Source organism: Paenibacillus solani, assembly GCF_001277345.1.
Taxonomy (GTDB): Bacteria; Bacillota; Bacilli; order Paenibacillales; family Paenibacillaceae; genus Paenibacillus_AQ; species Paenibacillus_AQ solani.
In genome coordinates, this window is the sequence record NZ_LIUT01000008.1 from 289234 (window position 1) to 307014 (window position 17781).

At 48.9% G+C, this 17781-nt stretch carries 14 protein-coding genes and 2 pseudogenes; 14 read left to right on the plus strand and 2 right to left on the minus strand.

The window, feature by feature from the left end; genetic code table 11:
• Window positions 1-117 precede the first annotated feature (117 nt).
• The 6 genes and pseudogenes from AM231_RS25380 to AM231_RS25405 all read left to right on the plus strand — a co-directional run bounded on the left by AM231_RS25380 (window position 118) and on the right by AM231_RS25405 (window position 7463).
• Window positions 118-2898, plus strand: a complete 2781-nt coding sequence (locus AM231_RS25380; RefSeq protein ID WP_054405156.1) for an endo-beta-N-acetylglucosaminidase — start codon at window positions 118-120, stop codon at window positions 2896-2898.
• Window positions 2899-3062: 164 nt separating this feature from the next.
• Window positions 3063-3570, plus strand: a pseudogene (locus AM231_RS25385) (DinB family protein).
• A gap of 370 nt (window positions 3571-3940) precedes the next feature.
• Window positions 3941-4750: an SDR family NAD(P)-dependent oxidoreductase gene (locus AM231_RS25390; protein ID WP_054405157.1), complete on the plus strand. Its 810-nt coding sequence runs from the start codon at window positions 3941-3943 to the stop codon at window positions 4748-4750.
• A gap of 48 nt (window positions 4751-4798) precedes the next feature.
• The gene (locus AM231_RS25395) at window positions 4799-6061 is read left to right on the plus strand and encodes an MFS transporter (RefSeq protein WP_053490868.1); all 1263 of its coding nucleotides are present in this window, start codon (window positions 4799-4801) and stop codon (window positions 6059-6061) included.
• 144 nt (window positions 6062-6205) lie between these two features.
• Window positions 6206-6940, plus strand: coding sequence for an SDR family NAD(P)-dependent oxidoreductase (locus tag AM231_RS25400; RefSeq protein WP_053490869.1), 735 nt, complete (start codon window positions 6206-6208; stop codon window positions 6938-6940).
• 70 nt (window positions 6941-7010) lie between these two features.
• On the plus strand, window positions 7011-7463 hold the full coding sequence (locus AM231_RS25405; protein ID WP_053490870.1) for a MarR family winged helix-turn-helix transcriptional regulator: 453 nt from the start codon (window positions 7011-7013) through the stop codon (window positions 7461-7463).
• A 147-nt stretch (window positions 7464-7610) separates the two neighbouring features.
• Here AM231_RS25405 and AM231_RS25410 read toward each other — a convergent pair whose 3' ends face one another.
• Window positions 7611-8786 (minus strand): ROK family transcriptional regulator, encoded by a 1176-nt coding sequence (locus AM231_RS25410; protein ID WP_054405158.1) that lies wholly within the window; start codon window positions 8784-8786, stop codon window positions 7611-7613.
• Between the two features lie 209 nt (window positions 8787-8995).
• Here AM231_RS25410 and uxaC point away from each other — a divergent pair, with 209 nt between their 5' ends.
• Together uxaC and AM231_RS28445 are read left to right on the plus strand one after the other, a co-directional pair.
• Window positions 8996-10402, plus strand: a complete 1407-nt coding sequence (gene uxaC, locus AM231_RS25415; RefSeq protein ID WP_054405159.1) for a glucuronate isomerase — start codon at window positions 8996-8998, stop codon at window positions 10400-10402.
• A 27-nt stretch (window positions 10403-10429) separates the two neighbouring features.
• Window positions 10430-10519, plus strand: a pseudogene (locus tag AM231_RS28445) (hypothetical protein); the annotation flags it as partial.
• Between the two features lie 103 nt (window positions 10520-10622).
• Here AM231_RS28445 and AM231_RS25420 read toward each other — a convergent pair.
• Window positions 10623-11786 (minus strand): ROK family protein, encoded by a 1164-nt coding sequence (locus tag AM231_RS25420; protein ID WP_054405160.1) that lies wholly within the window; start codon window positions 11784-11786, stop codon window positions 10623-10625.
• A 236-nt stretch (window positions 11787-12022) separates the two neighbouring features.
• Between AM231_RS25420 and AM231_RS25425 the strand changes: the two genes are divergently transcribed.
• Genes AM231_RS25425 through larC form a run of 6 tightly spaced genes read left to right on the plus strand, consistent with a single transcriptional unit; the run spans window position 12023 to window position 17762 of the window.
• Window positions 12023-13291: a nickel pincer cofactor-dependent isomerase, group 22 gene (locus AM231_RS25425; RefSeq protein WP_054405161.1), complete on the plus strand. Its 1269-nt coding sequence runs from the start codon at window positions 12023-12025 to the stop codon at window positions 13289-13291.
• Between the two features lie 24 nt (window positions 13292-13315).
• Window positions 13316-14086, plus strand: coding sequence for an SDR family oxidoreductase (locus AM231_RS25430; RefSeq protein ID WP_054405162.1), 771 nt, complete (start codon window positions 13316-13318; stop codon window positions 14084-14086).
• Window positions 14087-14114: 28 nt separating this feature from the next.
• Window positions 14115-14918: an ATP-dependent sacrificial sulfur transferase LarE gene (gene larE, locus AM231_RS25435; RefSeq protein WP_054405163.1), complete on the plus strand. Its 804-nt coding sequence runs from the start codon at window positions 14115-14117 to the stop codon at window positions 14916-14918.
• Between the two features lie 41 nt (window positions 14919-14959).
• Window positions 14960-15826, plus strand: a complete 867-nt coding sequence (locus AM231_RS25440) for an FGGY-family carbohydrate kinase (protein WP_242615308.1) — start codon at window positions 14960-14962, stop codon at window positions 15824-15826.
• A gap of 42 nt (window positions 15827-15868) precedes the next feature.
• Window positions 15869-16642 carry a nickel pincer cofactor biosynthesis protein LarB gene (gene larB, locus AM231_RS25445; protein ID WP_054405164.1) on the plus strand — a complete coding sequence of 258 codons (774 nt, stop codon included), beginning with the start codon at window positions 15869-15871 and terminating at the stop codon, window positions 16640-16642.
• 25 nt (window positions 16643-16667) lie between these two features.
• Entirely contained in the window at window positions 16668-17762 is a 1095-nt protein-coding gene (gene larC, locus AM231_RS28450) for a nickel pincer cofactor biosynthesis protein LarC (RefSeq protein WP_278044653.1), read from the plus strand.
• Window positions 17763-17781: the final 19 nt, after the last annotated feature.

A 17781-nucleotide genomic window follows, 5' to 3' on the forward strand; every position in this document is an offset into this window, starting at 1 on the left:
GGTTGAAAGAGAAGAAACGGCTGATGTATGCGGCCGTTTCTCTCTATTTAATATTGCTCTTTCTGGAAAAGATTAGTACGACACTACGAATTCATCATCTTAGGAGGTTTTTTCAGAGTGAAAAGAATCAAACCGGATTATGTCATGAAAGCCAAGTGGAGACGCAGAATGACGGTATGGATGAGCACGGCGCTGCTGGCTGCATCCCTGACGGGTCTTGCGGGCGAAGCCGAAGCAGCCCCGCCTCACTCGTCCTATTGGTACCCGAACAACTTGCTGGAATGGTCGCCGTCCAAGGATCAGGATGCACGCTTTAATCAGGGAACCGTGAAGCTGGAATCCAAGCGGGTCCAGGGCAGCAAGGTCAACAGCCATGCCAAGGAGGAAGTAAAGGTTCTATCGATTGCTTCCATGTATCCAAGCACCAGCGGAGCTCCTTCCCAAGGCTCTGAGAAGTTCCATACGTATACCTTCAGTAACTGGCAGTATATCGACAAGCTGGTGATGTGGGGCGGCTCGGCAGGCGAAGGATTGATTGTTCCGCCAAGCGCCGATGTGATCGATGCGGCACACAAGAATGGCGTTCCTGTTTTTGGAACCGTTTTCTTGCCGCAAACGGAGCATGGTGGCAAGATTGAGTGGCTGCATGATCTGCTGCAGCAGCGGGAGGATGGTTCCTTCCCGGTTGCCGACAAGTTGATTGAGGTTGCTACATACTACGGATTTGATGGCTGGTTCATCAATCAGGAGACCCAGGGCGGTACTCCCGAGGATGCCGCTAAGATGGCTGAATTCTTAACTTATCTCCAGCAGAAGAAAGCACCAGGCATGGAGATGATCTGGTACGATTCCATGATCAAGGAAGGACCTGTGAAATGGCAGGGGGCTTTGACGGATAAGAACGAGATGTTCTTCCAGCAGGGAACTCAGCGGGTGTCCGACAATATGTTTATCGATTTTCGCTGGCAGTTCAAGGACGAGAAGAAAGGCAAATACGATTACATCACCCCATTCCTGAACTCTCCGGCGAAGGCAGCAGAGCTTGGCCGCAGCCCGTATGATCTGTATGCCGGGATTGATGTGGAGGCAAACGACTACAACAGTAAGTTCAATTGGCCGGTCGTGTTCCCGGAAGGCAAGAAAGCGACCACTTCCCTCGGCATTTACCGTCCGGACTGGGCCTTCAACAGCTCTGAGACGCATGAGGAATACATGAAGAAGGAGCAGATCTTCTGGGCGGGACCCGGCATGAACCCGGCGAATACTACCCAGCCTGAAGGAGCCGACCCGCTCGCCTGGAGAGGGATTGCTCATGATGTCGTTGCCAAAACGGTGCTGACTGGTTCCGAGTTTGTCACTCACTTCAATACCGGGAACGGCCATATGTTTGCAGTAGACGGCAAAGAGATGCGAAGCCAAGACTGGAGCAACCGGAGTCTGCAGGATATTTTGCCGACCTGGCGCTGGATCACGGAAACCGACGGCAAGGGGGAGGCCCTCAAGCCTGGCTTCGATTTCAGCAAATCGTATTACGGGGGCAGCTCACTTCAGGTAGCAGGTCCTGTTAGCAAAGGCTCTTCTACTCATGTGAAGCTGTATAAGGCGAGTATTCCGGTAGAAGCAACGACAGAAGTATCGCTTGTTTATACGGACAATGCGAAGGATGCCAAGGTGAAGATCGGTTTAGCCTTCTCTGATGCGCCGGATGAATATGTGTTGTTCGAGCCGTCCGAGTGGACTCAGGCAGGCACGAACCAGGATTGGAAGCAGGGCAGCTTCAGACTGAACAAGTTCAAAGGCCGTACGATTACGGGAATTTCACTTCAGTTCGAATCCGCGGTGGATATGGCGAATTATCAAGCTAACATCGGCAAGCTGGCCGTTACGCAGGTGAATGATAAGGCGAAGAAGCCGCACCAGGTGAGCGATCTGCAGGTGATCGACAACGACTTCCGCGATGGAATCTATGGTGATGCACGTTTGTCATGGAAGGCACCGAAACAGGCTGAGGACGTGATGTATTACCAGGTGTACCGGGTTCATCCGGACGGCAAATATGAGTTGATGGGCATGACGGGAAACACCGTTTATTATGTGCCTGAAATGAAACGACTGCAAAAAGAGCAGTCCACTAAAATGGTCGTGATTCCGGTGAACCGCCATTACGAACAAGGCAAGGCGTCGTCGGTCCGCTTTGACTGGCCGGAATATCCAAAACCTACTGCAGCCTTCCAGGCGGACAAAACCTTGATCGCGCCAGGGGAAACGGTTCAATTTACCGATCTTTCTTCGGAAGTGACGGAGTCCTGGAACTGGAGCTTCCCGGGAGGACAGCCTGCGTCCAGCACGGAGCAGCATCCAAAAGTGACGTATGCGGAGGAAGGAACGTACGAGGTGACGCTTACCGCCAAGAATAGCGTAGGCGAGGACAAGGTACAGAAGAAACTCATCACGGTTACACGGGAAGCGGAGAATGGCGTCGGTAATCTTGCCCTTGGCAAGGAGGCATCGGCATCCAGCTTCGTGAACGAGAAGGAATCCCCTCCATTTGCGGTAGACGGTAATGTCGCTACCAAATGGTGTGCGGTCGGAGACGGGCCTCACTCGCTCACAGTAGACCTCGGAGCCGAGCATAAGATCAGCGAATTCGTGATCAAGCATGCAGAAGCGGGTGGCGAGCCGGCCGCATTCAATACGCGGGCATTCACCATTCAGGTTAGTCAGGACGGCAAGGAATGGAAGGATGCCGTATCGGTCAAAGACAATACGAAAGGTGTCAGCAGCCATGCCATTGAGCTTACCTCTGCACGATATGTGCGTCTGCAAGTAGAGAAGGCGACACAAGGCGGCGATACGGCTGCCCGGATTTATGATTTTGAAGTGCTGGGCTTGAAGTAATATGAGTTAACACTAGAGCGTTTCCCTTAAAGGGAACGCTCTTTTTAGGCTGCCTGCCAAGCTGAATTAATACCCTATTGAATGATCTGTCAGCCATGCTTATGATGAAATTGTGAACCATGGGGATTAGTGAAACCTGTATCCAAGGGGGAGGAATAGCCATAATGCTGTACGATCTACGAGGGGAAGCGAACATGTCGCCGATTGTAGGGATGCTATATTCGGCTGCAGTCCATCACGACGGGCATGTCGCAGGCAGAAGTGGACTACAAGGGCCCTGATAACGATTCTAACAGCACTGCTCAATTAATCAGACATATTATGTATGTGGACCTAAACTGGGTGTACAGAATCAAGGGAGAGCCTCTGCCGCGTTCGTTCATAGAGCAATATGGACCCATGATTGATGAACATAACAGGCTGCCAATGGTTGAGGGAGTATCACCGGGCACGCTGACGTCTAACTATGAAGATGTGATGAACATGCTGAGGGATGTTTGCTGCCAATTAACAGATACCGGATTGGATCAAGTGGTTACGTTTGGTCATCAGAACGAGAAACAAGCCAGCATACGCTGGGGATTATGGCATATGGCTGATCACAGCCGCTACCATCAGGCTCATATCAACTTGTTAAGAAAATGGTATGGTGAAAGCTCCCGCACTCTTTAGGAGAGGCAACAATTATCCTTATCGACTTCATGAACACATATGAAGAAGGTTCCCACTGAGGATAGTGGGAACCTTTTTGTATCTTTTTGGAAGATGAACATGGACTTAGGTGGTCCCCTTGGCCCCCGTTAACACCAATTACAGGAAGTATTTACGGAAGAAAATGGGTATATCGGAGACTTGCAAATCCATTTTGCCTAAAAAGTTAGTGAAATTTAGCACATGTCATACTAGTTGTCAAGCAACTATCGCAATATTTTCGTTGCAATTGTGTCTATTTCTTGATAATATTTAGAACTGTAATATTTAGAAGTCTAAATATTAAGTATATTACTCATCATAGATGTGTAGGCAGAAAGGAGCCTGAAAAATGGCAAGAATGAATAATAAGGTAGCGCTGATCACGGGAGGCGCTTCTGGTATAGGCTTATCCTCAGCCCAATTAATGGCTAAAGAAGGAGCTAAAGTGGTTATCGCTGACTTCAATGTCGAAGGGGCAAAGGAAGCGGCAGAGAATATTAAAGCCCAAGGCGGCGAGGCAGCAGTCGTATTTGTGGATGCCGGAAACGGAGATTCTATCAAGGAAGCCGTTGAATTCACCGTTAAGAAGTATGGCAAAATCACGACACTGTTTAACAATGTCGGCTTGACCAATCTCAAGAAGGACCTCGACGTAGTCAACATGGACCTCGATGAGTGGGATCGTCTCATGAATATCAACCTGAAGAGCGTATTGCTCGGCACGCGGTATGCCGTTCCTCACATGATTGAAGCAGGTGGCGGCTCTATTATTAACACGGCTTCTATGGCTGGCTTCGCTTCCGATGCCATCCGGGCAGCGTATGGGGCTTCTAAAGCCGGCGTGGTAAATCTTACAAGATATATCGCAACCCAGTATGGAAAATATAATATTCGTTCTAACACAGTCGCTCCGGGATTGATCCTGACACCAGCAGCTAAGAATAACATGCCCGCTGAGGTGCTGGACTTATTCGCGAAATACAATGCACTGCCATACCATGGTGAACCGGAAGATATCGGTTATACGGTTCTGTTCCTGGCCTCCGATGAATCCCGGTTTATTACTGGACAGACGATCCAGGTTGAGGGTGGTCACTATATCGCTAACCCGACCGTTCCTGACTTTGAGCAATTTTCAAAGATGGCGCAAGGAAAATAACTTCTAACGATTCAAACATATATTACTAGAATGGGAAGTGAAGTAAGCATGGGCCACAAAAAAGGGGGAATCCACTACGCTTGGTGGATTTTGCTGGGGCTTTGTATCATGGTTGGGTTAGGTAAGGCGGGTCTGAATAACTCGGTAGGTCTTTTCTTGAAACCTGTTTCCACTGACCTCGGAGTAGGACTTGGCAGCCTTTCTCTTTATGTTAGTATTTCCGCTATCATTACGATGTTCTTCCTGCCAATTGGCGGTAAATTAATGGCGAAATATGATACGCGTATGGTATTGGTTACTGCCATTGTTCTGCAGGCCGGTGCTTTTGCCTTGTTCGGCTTGATGAGTTCGGTATGGGGCTGGTATATCCTGGCTGTTCCGCTTGCTGTGGGCGGTGTCTTCATTACCGTGCTTGCAGGTCCTGTACTCATCAATCAGTGGTTTAAGAAAAGCAAAGGTTTGGCGCTTGGCATCATGGGAGCTGCCGGGGGTGCGCTGGGCGTTGTTGTGCAGCCGGCTGTAGGTAACCTGATCGCTAATTCCGGCTGGAGAAATGCCTATATTATTGTCGGTATCACAGTCCTCGTGATTGTTGTGCCAATCGTGCTTCTCCTGATCAGAAAGTCTCCTGCAGAGAAGCAAACGCTTCCTTACGGAGCAGAGGATACTAGTGAGGCGGCGATGGCTGCCGCTGCGGCGGATAATAAAGGAGTTACTTTATCAGCTGCGAAGAAATCATCTTCTTTCTATTTATTGATTACATTCTTCTTCATGATCACTTCCATCGCCAGCTTTGCCATGCACATTCCGACTTATCTGATGGACAAGGGGTTCGATGTGACCTTTGCAGGTAATGTAATGGCTACGAATATGGTCGGTGTACTGATCGGCTCTTTGGTTATTGGATATGCGAGCGATAAAATCGGCAGCAAAAATACAGCGCTAATTGTTATGGTTTTGGGTATCGTATCTATCGCTATGATGCTGTTCTCAGGATCAAGCACGCTCATCATTTCAATCGCTGTCGGACTATTCGGTTTTGTTACTTCCGCTATCGGAACCTTGGGACCTGCTCTTACTTCGAGTTTGTTCGGCAATAAGGAATACAGCCAAATCTATTCCGTAGCTTCGCTTGGCTTGGCGATTTCATCCATCGTTGCCATCCCGGCTTACGGATATGTATTCGACCTCACAGGAAGCTACACGACTGCTTTGTATGCGATCATTATTATGCTCATCATTAATATCATCTGTATTGGCTATGCTTTCATCGGGAAGAAGAAGATGGAGCAAGCAGGTCTGTGGAATTAAGAGAGCATCATGCATTCGTAATATGTTTTAGGCACTAACCAATAACTAGATATCAACTGCAGCCGCGGCAGCGGATGATGAATGTACCCGCTTACCGTTTTGGTGATGGCAGTTGAAATATATAACACGTCAGGAGCATGTGACATGGGAAAATTAGATAATAAAGTAGCGATTATTACAGGCGGAGCCTCAGGCATCGGCGAAGGAATGGTTGATCTGTTTGCCAAGGAAGGCGCCATCGTTATTGCTGCGGACATCAATGAGGCAGCACTCGAGAAAGCGAGCCAGAAGGAAAATGTCTACGGCATGAAATTGAATGTAGCTTCCGATGAGGACTGGCAGGCACTGGCCAAAGAAGTGAACGAGCGTTTTGGCAAGATCGATATCTTGGTTAACAACGCAGGCATCTCTTCAGAGAAGCCATACGCAGAAATCAATGCTGAGGATTGGCAGAAAATGCTCGCTATCAACGGTTTTGGTCCTTTTGCCGGCGTGAAGCATATCGCTCCTTACATGGCTGCTCAAAAGAAAGGCTCGATCGTTAATATTTCTTCCTACACAGCTATGATCGGACAAGGCTTCAACCATTACTCTGCATCCAAGGGTGCGGTAAGAGCAATGTCTAAAGCGGCAGCTACGACCTTTGGCCGTCAAGGCGTTCGGGTAAATGCCCTGTTCCCGGGGATCATTGAAACTCCGATGACTCAAGCACTTAGCAGCTCGAAGGAACTGCTGGGTCAATTGATTCAGGCAACGCCTCTGCAGCGTTTGGGTAAACCGGAAGATATCGCTCAAGCGGCATTGTTCTTGGCTTCGGATGACTCTTCATATATTACAGGCGCAGAATTGGTTATCGATGGTGGATTCTCAGCTCAATAGGGTGTAGAATGACGACAGCTCTTATTTTTATTAGGGCTGTCGTTTATTATACCAAGGAGGTACAGGTATTATGGAGGAACAGACGATATTCGAGCTCATACATGATATGGATCAATTCACGAACCAGTTGATTATACAGTGGAATAAAACGTTTAACGAAGATCTTGGTGTGTCCCATGTCCTGGTATTAGGTCATCTGAGTGTTAATGGAAAGAGCCGGCCATCGGATATTGCAAGAAGATTGGGGCTGTCCCCCCCAACGCTCAGTTACTTATCGGAGAAGCTGGTAAAGCGGAAGCTGGCTGTAAGATTGTTCGATGAGTCGGATCGGCGGATTGTGTATTTGGATATTACTAGTAATGGACTTGCCATTCTGAAGAGAGCCATGGAGGAAGGGGTTAGGCTCCGCCGAGAATTGCTCGGGACATTAACAGAGGAAGACCGGGCGCAATTAGCCAAAATATATCGGAAGCTGAATACTGAAAATTTGACGCTCAGCTCCGGCTTAAGGCAAACGGAATAACGGCTTTCCTGTCGGAAGCCGTTATTATACATTTTATTTTATTGGCAGTGGCAGAAACGATTTTACAGCCAGCCAAAACTGCAGATAATGCGGTGTATTCGCTAGTTAAGCAAGGCTTTACATAAAGAAGATGACCTCTAATTGTCATTAGAGATCATCTTTTTTTTCGTAAGGCAGATTGAGCAAAGGCACATCCAGAAAGTGAGTGATGGCTAGAGCACAGGCTCCGAGCACGCATGACTTTTTCCCAATCGTTGATAAGGTTAGCTGGCGATAATGGCTGATCTGGGAATGAAGGTTCTGATGAATCTTCTGTAAGGCATCCGGGTACATACGCAGCAGTTCACTGTCGACGACCACAACGTCAGGGTTATTGATATTGATCAAGTTATTCAACCCGATCGACAGATAGTAGATGAACTGTTCCATCACTTCATGCACATCGGCATCATTCTCGCTTAGCCATTGGCGGACCTGTTCATAGGAAATATTACGGATGTTCTTTCTTTCGGACAAGCTTTCGAACACGCTGGTTTCAGAAGCGTATCTCTCCCAGCAGCCCTTATTGCCACAGTTGCAGGGCTTGCCGCCGGGGACTATGATCATATGACCAATTTCTCCTGCGAACCCATCATGACCGCGGAAAAACTTGTTGTTCATGATCATCCCGAGGCCAATACCGGAGTAGAGGGTAGCGCAGAGCAGATTATCCGTCTCGTGGTGAATAAATACCCTTTCTGCGAAGGCGCTGAGATTGGCATTATTCTCAAGTTGAACTTCGGTTCCAAGAGCCTCTTCCAGATCGGATTTCAAATTCGTGTTTACCCACTGAAAGCGGGGGACGAATTGAATGGTTTGCTCATTGGACACCAGACCGTGGATGGCGATTACAATGCCAACAATGCCATATCGACTGTTCGAGAATTCCTCTTGGTATCTCGTAATATATTGAATGAGTTGCTTCAAAATGTCTGCATAGTCATGGGTATGTAACTCGATCGTTTCCGAGGATATCGGCTGGCCTAGCAAATTGGAGAGCGTGAAAGTAATTTGTGAGAAATCAAGATCTATACCAAGAGCGTATCCGGCCTGACCGTTCAGGGAGAGCATGATCGGCTTTCGGCCGACGGAATTATGCTCGAGCTGGGTTTCGATGACGAGCTCTTCTTCCAGCAGATCAGCGACCTGAGAGGAAATCGTCGCTCTGGTTAAGGCCGTAATTTTTGATAGATCGGCTCTGGATATCAATCCCTCTTTGAGAATCTCTCTAATGATTAAAGAGCGATTGATTTTTTTGATATATGAGGCGTCACCGGTTATCATCAATACCCTCCAAAGTAGCAAATATAGTAACATGTTTCATTATATCATTATCTCTTCATAAAGACGTGTTATACGGGTAGAAACTCGTGAATTGACAAAACGAAATGAAATTGATAAGTTACATATATAATTAATTTGTTCAATAAACAAATTAAAAGTGTAAAGGCTTACATTTGAAGTAAACTTATTATGCGAAAGGAGCGTGTGGAATGAAAAAATTTATGGATCACGACTTCCTGTTGAGTACCGATACGGCCGTCCGTTTGTATGAGAATGCGGCGGAGAAGCTGCCGATCTTTGATTTTCATTGTCATCTCGATCCAAAGGAAGTATGGGAAAACAAGCCGTACCGGAATATTACGGAGCTATGGCTAGGCGGCGATCATTATAAATGGCGCGCCATGCGGATGCACGGTATAGGCGAGGAATATATTACGGGCGATTCGGATGATTGGGATAAATTCAGAGCCTGGGCTGACACGGTGCAGCATCTGATCGGCAATCCTTTATATCACTGGACGCATCTGGAATTAAAGAATGTATTCGGTATCGAAAAAATACTCGGTCCGGATACCGCGCGTGAAATATGGGACGAATGCAATGAGAAGCTTAAGGACCCTGACTGCCTGCCCCGGTCGTTGATTGAAAGAGCACGTGTCCAATTCATCGGCACGACTGATGATCCCTTGTCTTCGCTGGAATATCATAAACTTTTGAGCAGCGACGATTCCTTCTCTACGATCATAGCACCGACATTCCGGCCCGATGGAGCTCTTTTCATTGAACGGCCTGCGTATGTAAGCTGGATCGAAAAGCTCGGTGACGTATCCGGACAGCCGGTGGATTCGCTTGATACTTTTCTGCTGGCTTTGAGAAGCAGAGTGGATTATTTCCATGAGAACGGCGGCCGTGCTTCCGACCATGACATCCAAAGCATGGAGTATATCCAATCGTCCCGGTCCGAGATCATGGCTATTTTCAATAAGAGGATACAGGGTGAGGAATTAAGCCATAGAGAAATCGCGGCGTACCGCTCGTTCATGCTCAAGGAGCTAGGCAAAATGTATGCCGACAAGCAGTGGGTCATGCAGCTGCATATGGGTGCACTCCGCAACAATAACACGAACATGAAGAATCGGATCGGTACGGATACCGGATTTGATTCCGTTGGCGAGACGAATCTGGCCGAAGGCTTGTCCCGTTTTCTTGATGATCTGGATCAGGAGAATGCGCTGCCGAGAACCGTTTTGTTTAACCTAAATCCGAAAGATAATGCAGTTCTCGCGGGCATGATGGGGAATTTCTACGAGGAAGGCATCCCGGGTAAGATTCAGTTTGGCTCAGGCTGGTGGTTTAATGACCATATCGATGGTATGGAGAAGCAGATGCGGGATTTGGCGAACGTAGGTTTACTCAGCCACTTCATCGGTATGCTCACCGATTCGCGGAGCTTCCTGTCTTATGCACGCCATGAATATTTCCGGCGGATTCTATGCAATATACTGGGCGATTGGGCAGAGAATGGCCTTGTTCCTCGCGATATGAAGCTTCTGGAGCAGATGGTCCGGAATATCGGATACGACAATGCCCGGGAATATTTTTTAAGCCGGCCTTGAGTAAAAAGGTTGATTTCAAATCACATCCTGCTGCAAGCACAGCGTGATTACTTTGGTGCGCATACGTACGAGCGCGTGGACAAAGAGGGCATCTTCCACACGCAATGGATGAAGTAATATTGTCATTCCTAATGTAAAAAAGGGCCGGACATCATCGTAATTAATCATGATGCTCGGCCTTTGGCTGTTGATGATGGCAATATGCTGCGTTTTATGATGCTTATGCCCTAACAGCCGTGAAATCGAGACGGGGAGTGCCCCAAAATTGCTGAATAACGTAAGCGCAAGCGCCCATGACGCATGCCTGGTTCCCAAGCTCTGATATCAGCAGCACATGCGGATTACTTATAGTAGAGCGAAGTCGGGTTCTTAAATCCTGGGCTGCATTGGAATGCAGCTGCAGCAGCTCGCTGTTGAGGATCGTGATCTCAGGGTTGCACAGATTAATGACGTTGTTGAGGCCGATTGCAATATCATCGTAATAATGGTCCATCAGGCGGCAAGTAACGGGATCTGATTCCTGTTTCCATCGTTTGATGTCTTCATAGCTGATATCGGATTTATGCTTGGCAGTGGATAACTGCTCTATGAAGCTGCGCTCGGAGGCATACTGCTCCCAGCAGCCCATATTGCCGCAGCTGCACGGTCTTCCTTCAGGTTGTATAATCATATGCCCGATTTCCCCGGCGAAACCATGATATCCGGTGAGGGTTTCGGTATTTACACGAAGGCCAAGGCCGATGCCCGAGCCTAAATGGATCGATAGCAAATGGTTGCTGCGGGGATGGCCGTAGACCGATTCGGCAAATGCGCACAAATTGGCGTTATTCTTGAGATGAATACGAAGGCTGGTCTGACTCTGCAAATCTTGCTGCAGATGACGGCCCTGATCGATCGGAGGCTGTGCGAACGTGACTTGATCCTGATGATCGACCAAACCATGGATGCCTATGGTGACACCGATTAATCCATGCGAAGCTTGATCATATTCCCCTTGATAATGGCGTATATATTGAGTCAGCAGCCGCACAATGTCGTGATAGTCCATTGCCGCAAGAGCCACCTTCTCTGTTTGGAGTGGTTTTCCCAATAAATCCGTAATCATGAACACAGCGTAATTCCGATCCAAATCAATGCCTAAAGCATAACCCGCTTCGGGATTGATCGATAGGGATATAGGTCTTCTGCCCAGCAGATAATGCTCCTGGGTTTCCTCAAGGAGGAGCGTTTGCTCCAGCAGCTGTCCTGTTTGAACGGTTATGGTCGATTTGTTGAGACCCGTCACTTTTGCCAAGTCGGCTCTGGATATTTCACCATGCTTCATGATGCTGCTGATAATGAGCGCCTGGTTCATTTTTTTGATATGAGCATTGTCTTTGGCCATGCCTATTCTCCTTCTTCTACATGTCGTCCATTTCCATTAATGAGGCAGGATTGCGTGCCTGGAAATCTTGACGAGTGCCTTATGGAATGATATTATACACATAATTAGTTTGTTTGGTAAACAAATTAAAGCAAGTGAAGGAAACAAACTCATGTATTCAATAGACCATAAACCTATAAACATAACTTGAGAGTATTGAGAAACCCGTAATCTAACCTATAAGGAGCGAATCAAGTATGGGAATTTTGCAGGAGCTGCTAAAGGATATTCCAATTCCGAAGATGGCCAAGGTGAAAGTGCATTTTGACAATCATCACATCGAAGACCTTGGAAGCGAGCTGTGGGTCAAGCTGCAGCAGGAGCATATCCGGCAAAAGGTGAAGCCTGGCATGCAGATCGCGGTTGCGGTTGGCAGCAGAGGGCTTGATCGTATCGTCGAATTGACAGCTGTCACGGTCAAAGCCTTGAAGGAAGCCGGAGCAGAGCCGTTCATTGTCCCGAGCATGGGAAGCCATGGGGGTGCTACTGCGGAAGGGCAGCGTGAGGTGCTGGCGCATCTTGGCGTGACGGAAGAGAGCGTCGGCTGTGAAATCCGATCCTCGATGGAAGTGGTTCAACTTGGCGAATTACCTAATGGTCTCCCCGTTTACCTGGACCGGTACGCGGCAGCGGCTGACGGCATTGTCGTTATCAATCGGGTGAAACCGCATACGGCTTTTAGAGGGCCGGTTGAAAGCGGCATCATGAAGATGATCAGCATCGGGCTTGGCAAGCAAAAAGGGGCGGAAGCCTGCCACCAGCTCGGTTTTAAATATATGGCGGAGAATGTTCCGGCTATGGCCAAATTGATCATGCAGCAGAAGCCTGTGCTCTTCGGTGTCGCCACCGTCGAGAATGCGTTTGACAAAGTCGCTGTTGTTGAGGTGCTCACGCCTGAGGAGATTATCGCTAAAGAGGAGAATCTGCAGAAGAAAGCCAAAGAGCTGCTGCCCAAGCTGTTTTTTGACCAGTTAGAGGTTCTCGTTATTGATCAGATCGGCAAAAATATAAGCGGCGACGGCATGGACCCGAATATAACGGGCCGCTACCCAACGCCTTACGCCCACGGCGGACCGGACGTAAACAAAATCGTCGTTCTGGATTTGACGCCTCAAACCGAGGGCAATGCCAACGGCGTGGGAACGGCGGACTTTACCACACAGCGTCTGGTGGATAAGACGGATCTGGAAGTCACTTATGCCAACGGGCTGACATCGACCGTCGTGGCACCGACCAAAATTGCCACCACGCTGCCAAACGACCGCGAAGCCATTCAAGCGGCGATCAAGACATGCAATGTTTTGGATTTTAACCAGGCCAAACTGGTCCGGATCAAAAATACACTTGTACTTGGGGAAATTGAAGTTTCAGAGGCATTATTCGACTACGTGAGGGAGCATCCTTCTATGGAATTATGTTCGGAGCCTTATGATTTTTCTTTTGACGAGCACGGCAATCTAATCTGATATCTGACAAGGGAGAGTAAAGAGATGACAAACTTATTCGATTTAACAGGAAAAACAGCGGTTGCTATCGGAGGAAACAGCGTGCTGGGCTCAGCCATCGCTTCAGGATTTGCTGAGCATGGAGCCAAAGTGGCGATTGTGGGGCGTAATCTGACCAAGGCGCAGGAGGTTGTTGACAGCATTCAGAGCAGTGGCGGGGAGGCGAAGGCTTTTCAGGCGGACGTAAGCTCCCGGGATTCACTGCTGCAAGTTGCAGCTGAAATCGAGGCATGGTCTGGCGGCTGGGACATTGTTCTTAACGCGCCTGGCAAGAATAGCTCCACTCCGTTCTTCGAGTTGGGGATGGATGAGTGGGACGATATTATGGACGTCAATTTAAAGGGTATCGTTGTTACATGTCAAATATTTGCTAAGAGGATGATTGAGCAGAAGCGTAAAGGAAGCATCATTAATATATCTTCCGTTTCTTCTACCACGCCATTGTCCCGAGTGTTTACATATTCCGTCTCCAAGGCTGGTCTGAACAGTGTTACTCAGTTCTTGGCCCGCGAGTTTGCTCCTGAGGGCATTCGGGTTAACGCCATCATACCGGGTTTCTTCCCGGCGGAACAAAACCAGAAGATTCTAAGCCCGGATCGGATCGAGTCCATTATGAAGCATACTCCGATGAACCGTTTTGGTACGCCGGAGGAACTCAAAGGTGCGGCTGTATTACTGGCTTCGGACCAAGCCTCCAGCTTTATTACCGGCTCGCTTTTGCGCGTGGACGGCGGCTTTGGAAGCATGACGATATAAGGATCCTAAATTGAAGGGGGAACAGACCTTGTTAAGCCAAAAATATGAACAATTACAGTCCATCCTTCGAGAAATGAAGTCCGTTGTTGTTGCATTCTCGGGAGGTGTCGATAGCACATTTTTGTTAAAAGTAGCTGTCGATACGCTGGGTCCCGAGCATGTGCTTGCCGTTACGGCGGATTCCGAAACCTATCCCTCCACGGAGCTGGAAGAGGCCAAAAGTCTGGCTGAGCTGATCGGTGCAAGGCATCAGGTGATCGAAACGTCCGAGCTGGCCATTCCAGGGTATGCGGAAAATACACAAAACCGCTGTTATTTTTGCAAAAGCAGCTTGTTTGACCATTTAGTGCCCGTACTGCAGGAGCGATCCTTCAAAAATATTGTATACGGTGTCATCGCCGATGATATGAATGAGTTCCGTCCTGGCATGCAGGCGGCCAAAGAGCGGGGAATCCGCGGTCCGCTGTTGGAGGCGGAACTGTATAAAGAGGAAATTCGGGAGCTGTCCAAAGGCTTGGGGCTGCCTACCTGGAATAAGCCGTCCTTTGCCTGCCTGTCTTCACGAATCGCTTATGGAGAACGGATCACGAAGGAGAAGCTGACCAAGGTTGAACAGGCAGAGGCTTATTTGAAGTCCCTCCACATCCGTCAGGTACGCGTGCGCACGCATCAGGAAACGGCAAGAATTGAAGTGGAGCCGGGTGACATGCAGACCGTCCTGACACATCACGATAAGATTGCAAGCAAGCTGCAGGAATATGGATACAAGTACGTAACGCTGGATCTTACCGGCTATCAGAGCGGCAGCATGAACAAGGTACTCTCGATATAAATTTGCGTTAAAGATCTGTTAACGAAGCAATGGTAGTTTACATGAAATGCAAAGCAGAAGAGGAAGATGAACATGTTAAGAGAGCTGGTCATTGGACTGGATATCGGAACGCGATGATTGCCGATGAGACGGGTTTACCTGACAGCATGCCGTTCGTGATTGGTGCGGCAGACGGCCAGCTGTCGAACTTGGGCATTGGTGCGATCTTGCCGGGAGAAGTGGCCGTATCGGTAGGAACGAGCGGAGCCATCAGACAATTTACGAGACATATCAAGGCGAGCGAGAATGAGGAAACCTTCTGTTATTCCTTTACGGAGGACACGGCCATTATCGGCGGACCCACGAATAACGGCGGGATTGTAGATTTGCTCGGCGATGATGGAGACTTTGGCGAATTTTTAAGCGCGGCAGATAGGGTGGAGCCAGGGGCAGAAGGCCTGCTGTTCCTTCCTTACGTGAACGGTGAACGGGCGCCGCTGTGGAATCCAAGGGCCAGAGGGAACTTTTTTGGCATCAGCATAACCCATACCAAGGCGCACTTTATTCGAGCGGTCCTGGAGGGCATTACCTTCAACCTGTATCAAATAGGCAAGGCTCTGGAAGCCATAGCCGGTGAGCCGAAGAAAATCTATGTCAATGGCGGTCTGTCCCGGTCAACTTGCTGGCTGCAGATGATGGCGGATGTGTTCGGGGCGGAAGTCTGCGTGTCCGAGAATCATCATAGCGCTGCCTGGGGAGCGGCATGGACAGCATTGGTGGCTACTGGAAAAGCGGCCTCCTTCGAAGACATTAAACAGAACATCCCTTGGGGAGATACGATCGTTCCGAATCCGGAGAACAGAAAGCGTTATCAGGAAATCTACAGTAAATATGAAGGCGTCGCCAAAACGATTGCAGGACTATTTTAATTTCATTTTCAATACCAGACTGATTTTTAGGGGATGAGAAAAGTGCTTGATAACATATTGGAGCAGGTTCGAACAGGCGCTTTGAGCGTCGCAGAAGCGAAAGAAAGATTGGCCACATATGAAGACCTCGGCTTCGCGAAGGTGGACTATCACCGCAAAAAACGCCAAGGCTTTCCCGAGATCGTGTACGGGGAAGGCAAAACGGCTGCACATATCCTATCGATTGCACAATCATTGCAAGCCCGAAATCAGAGTGTTCTGGTCACGAGAATATCCAAAGAAAAGGCCGGGATCGTTCAAGAGACATGCCCAGAGTATCAATATGATGAGACGGCTCAGTTATTATTTTGGAAAAAAGAAGACGGCGGAGAGGAAGCATTGCCCGGTTATATAGCTGTCATTGCAGCAGGCACCTCTGACCTGAGAGTTGCAGAGGAAGCGGCGGTTACGGCCGAAGTGCTGGGCAGCCAGGTGCGCCGTATTTATGATGTGGGGGTCGCGGGCATTCATCGTCTCCTGAGTCATGCGGAGGAAATTCAGCAAGCGACCGTGTCCGTTGTTGTGGCCGGTATGGAAGGGGCGCTCCCCAGCGTTGTTGGCGGACTGGTCTCCCATCCCGTGATTGCCGTTCCGACGAGTATTGGATATGGAGCGAGCTTCAACGGTCTCTCGGCCCTGCTTACGATGCTGAATTCCTGTGCTTCTGGAATTAGTGTAGTGAATATCGATAATGGATTCGGCGGCGGGTATAACGCAGCACTCATTCATCAGCTTGCACATAAAGGGGGAAACCGGATTGAAAATACTTTATCTTGATTGTTTCTCCGGCATTAGCGGAGATATGTTCATCGGTGCACTGATCGATGCGGGTGCCGATCCATTCCGGCTGCAGGAAGAGCTGAAGAAGCTGCGAATTGAAGAAGAGTATGAGCTGACATGGAACAAGGTTGTGAAAAATGGGATCACATCGACCAAATTCGATGTACTGCTGACAGGTGATGCGAGCCAGCATGACCATGCTCACCAGCACGATCACAGCCATGACCATGCGGAGCATGTGCATGTACACGATCACAGCCATAGCCGCGATCATAGTCACCATCACGATCATAGTGGCAGCCATGATCATGCTGAGCATGTACACGTACATGGACACGGAGATGATCAGAGCCACAGCCACGAACATAGCCATAACCATGAACATAGCCACCAGCACGATCACAGTGGCAGTCATAGCCATGCTAAGCATGAGCACGTGCACGAACACGGAGATGCTCATAGCCACAGCCACGAGCATGCCGATCATTTGCACATACATGCTGATGGCCACGACCACAGTCACAGCCATGACAATGCGGATCATGTGCACCCTCATGAACACGTTCATGATCACAGCCATGACCACCATCATGGGCATCACCATCATGATCACCGATCCTACAAGGACATTGTGAGGATGATCGAACACGCCGGGTTTGAACAGCCCATACAAGATATCGCGCTCCGGATATTTAAGAAAATCGGGGAAGCGGAAGGGCAGATTCATGGCGTCCCTTTGGAGAAGGTGCATTTTCATGAGGTAGGGGCCGTGGACTCCATTATCGATATTGTGGGTGCGGCGATTTTGATTCATCAGTTGGAAATCGACATGATCCAATCCTCGCCTGTACCGGTTGGTAAAGGGAAAATACGCATTGATCACGGCATATATCCTGTACCTGCGCCAGCCACACTTGAGATTCTAAGAGGAGCGCCCTTGGAGCAATCGGATATTCGTGGCGAGCTTACCACGCCTACGGGTGCAGCGATCGTCTCCGTGCTGGCTGAAGCATATGGCCCGATCCCTTCCATGCGGGTCCGTTCCATCGGCTACGGCGCAGGCACCAAGACCTTTGCCGAGCATCCAAATGTGCTGCGGGTTATCATCGGAGACTAACCCGCGAAATTAGCACCAG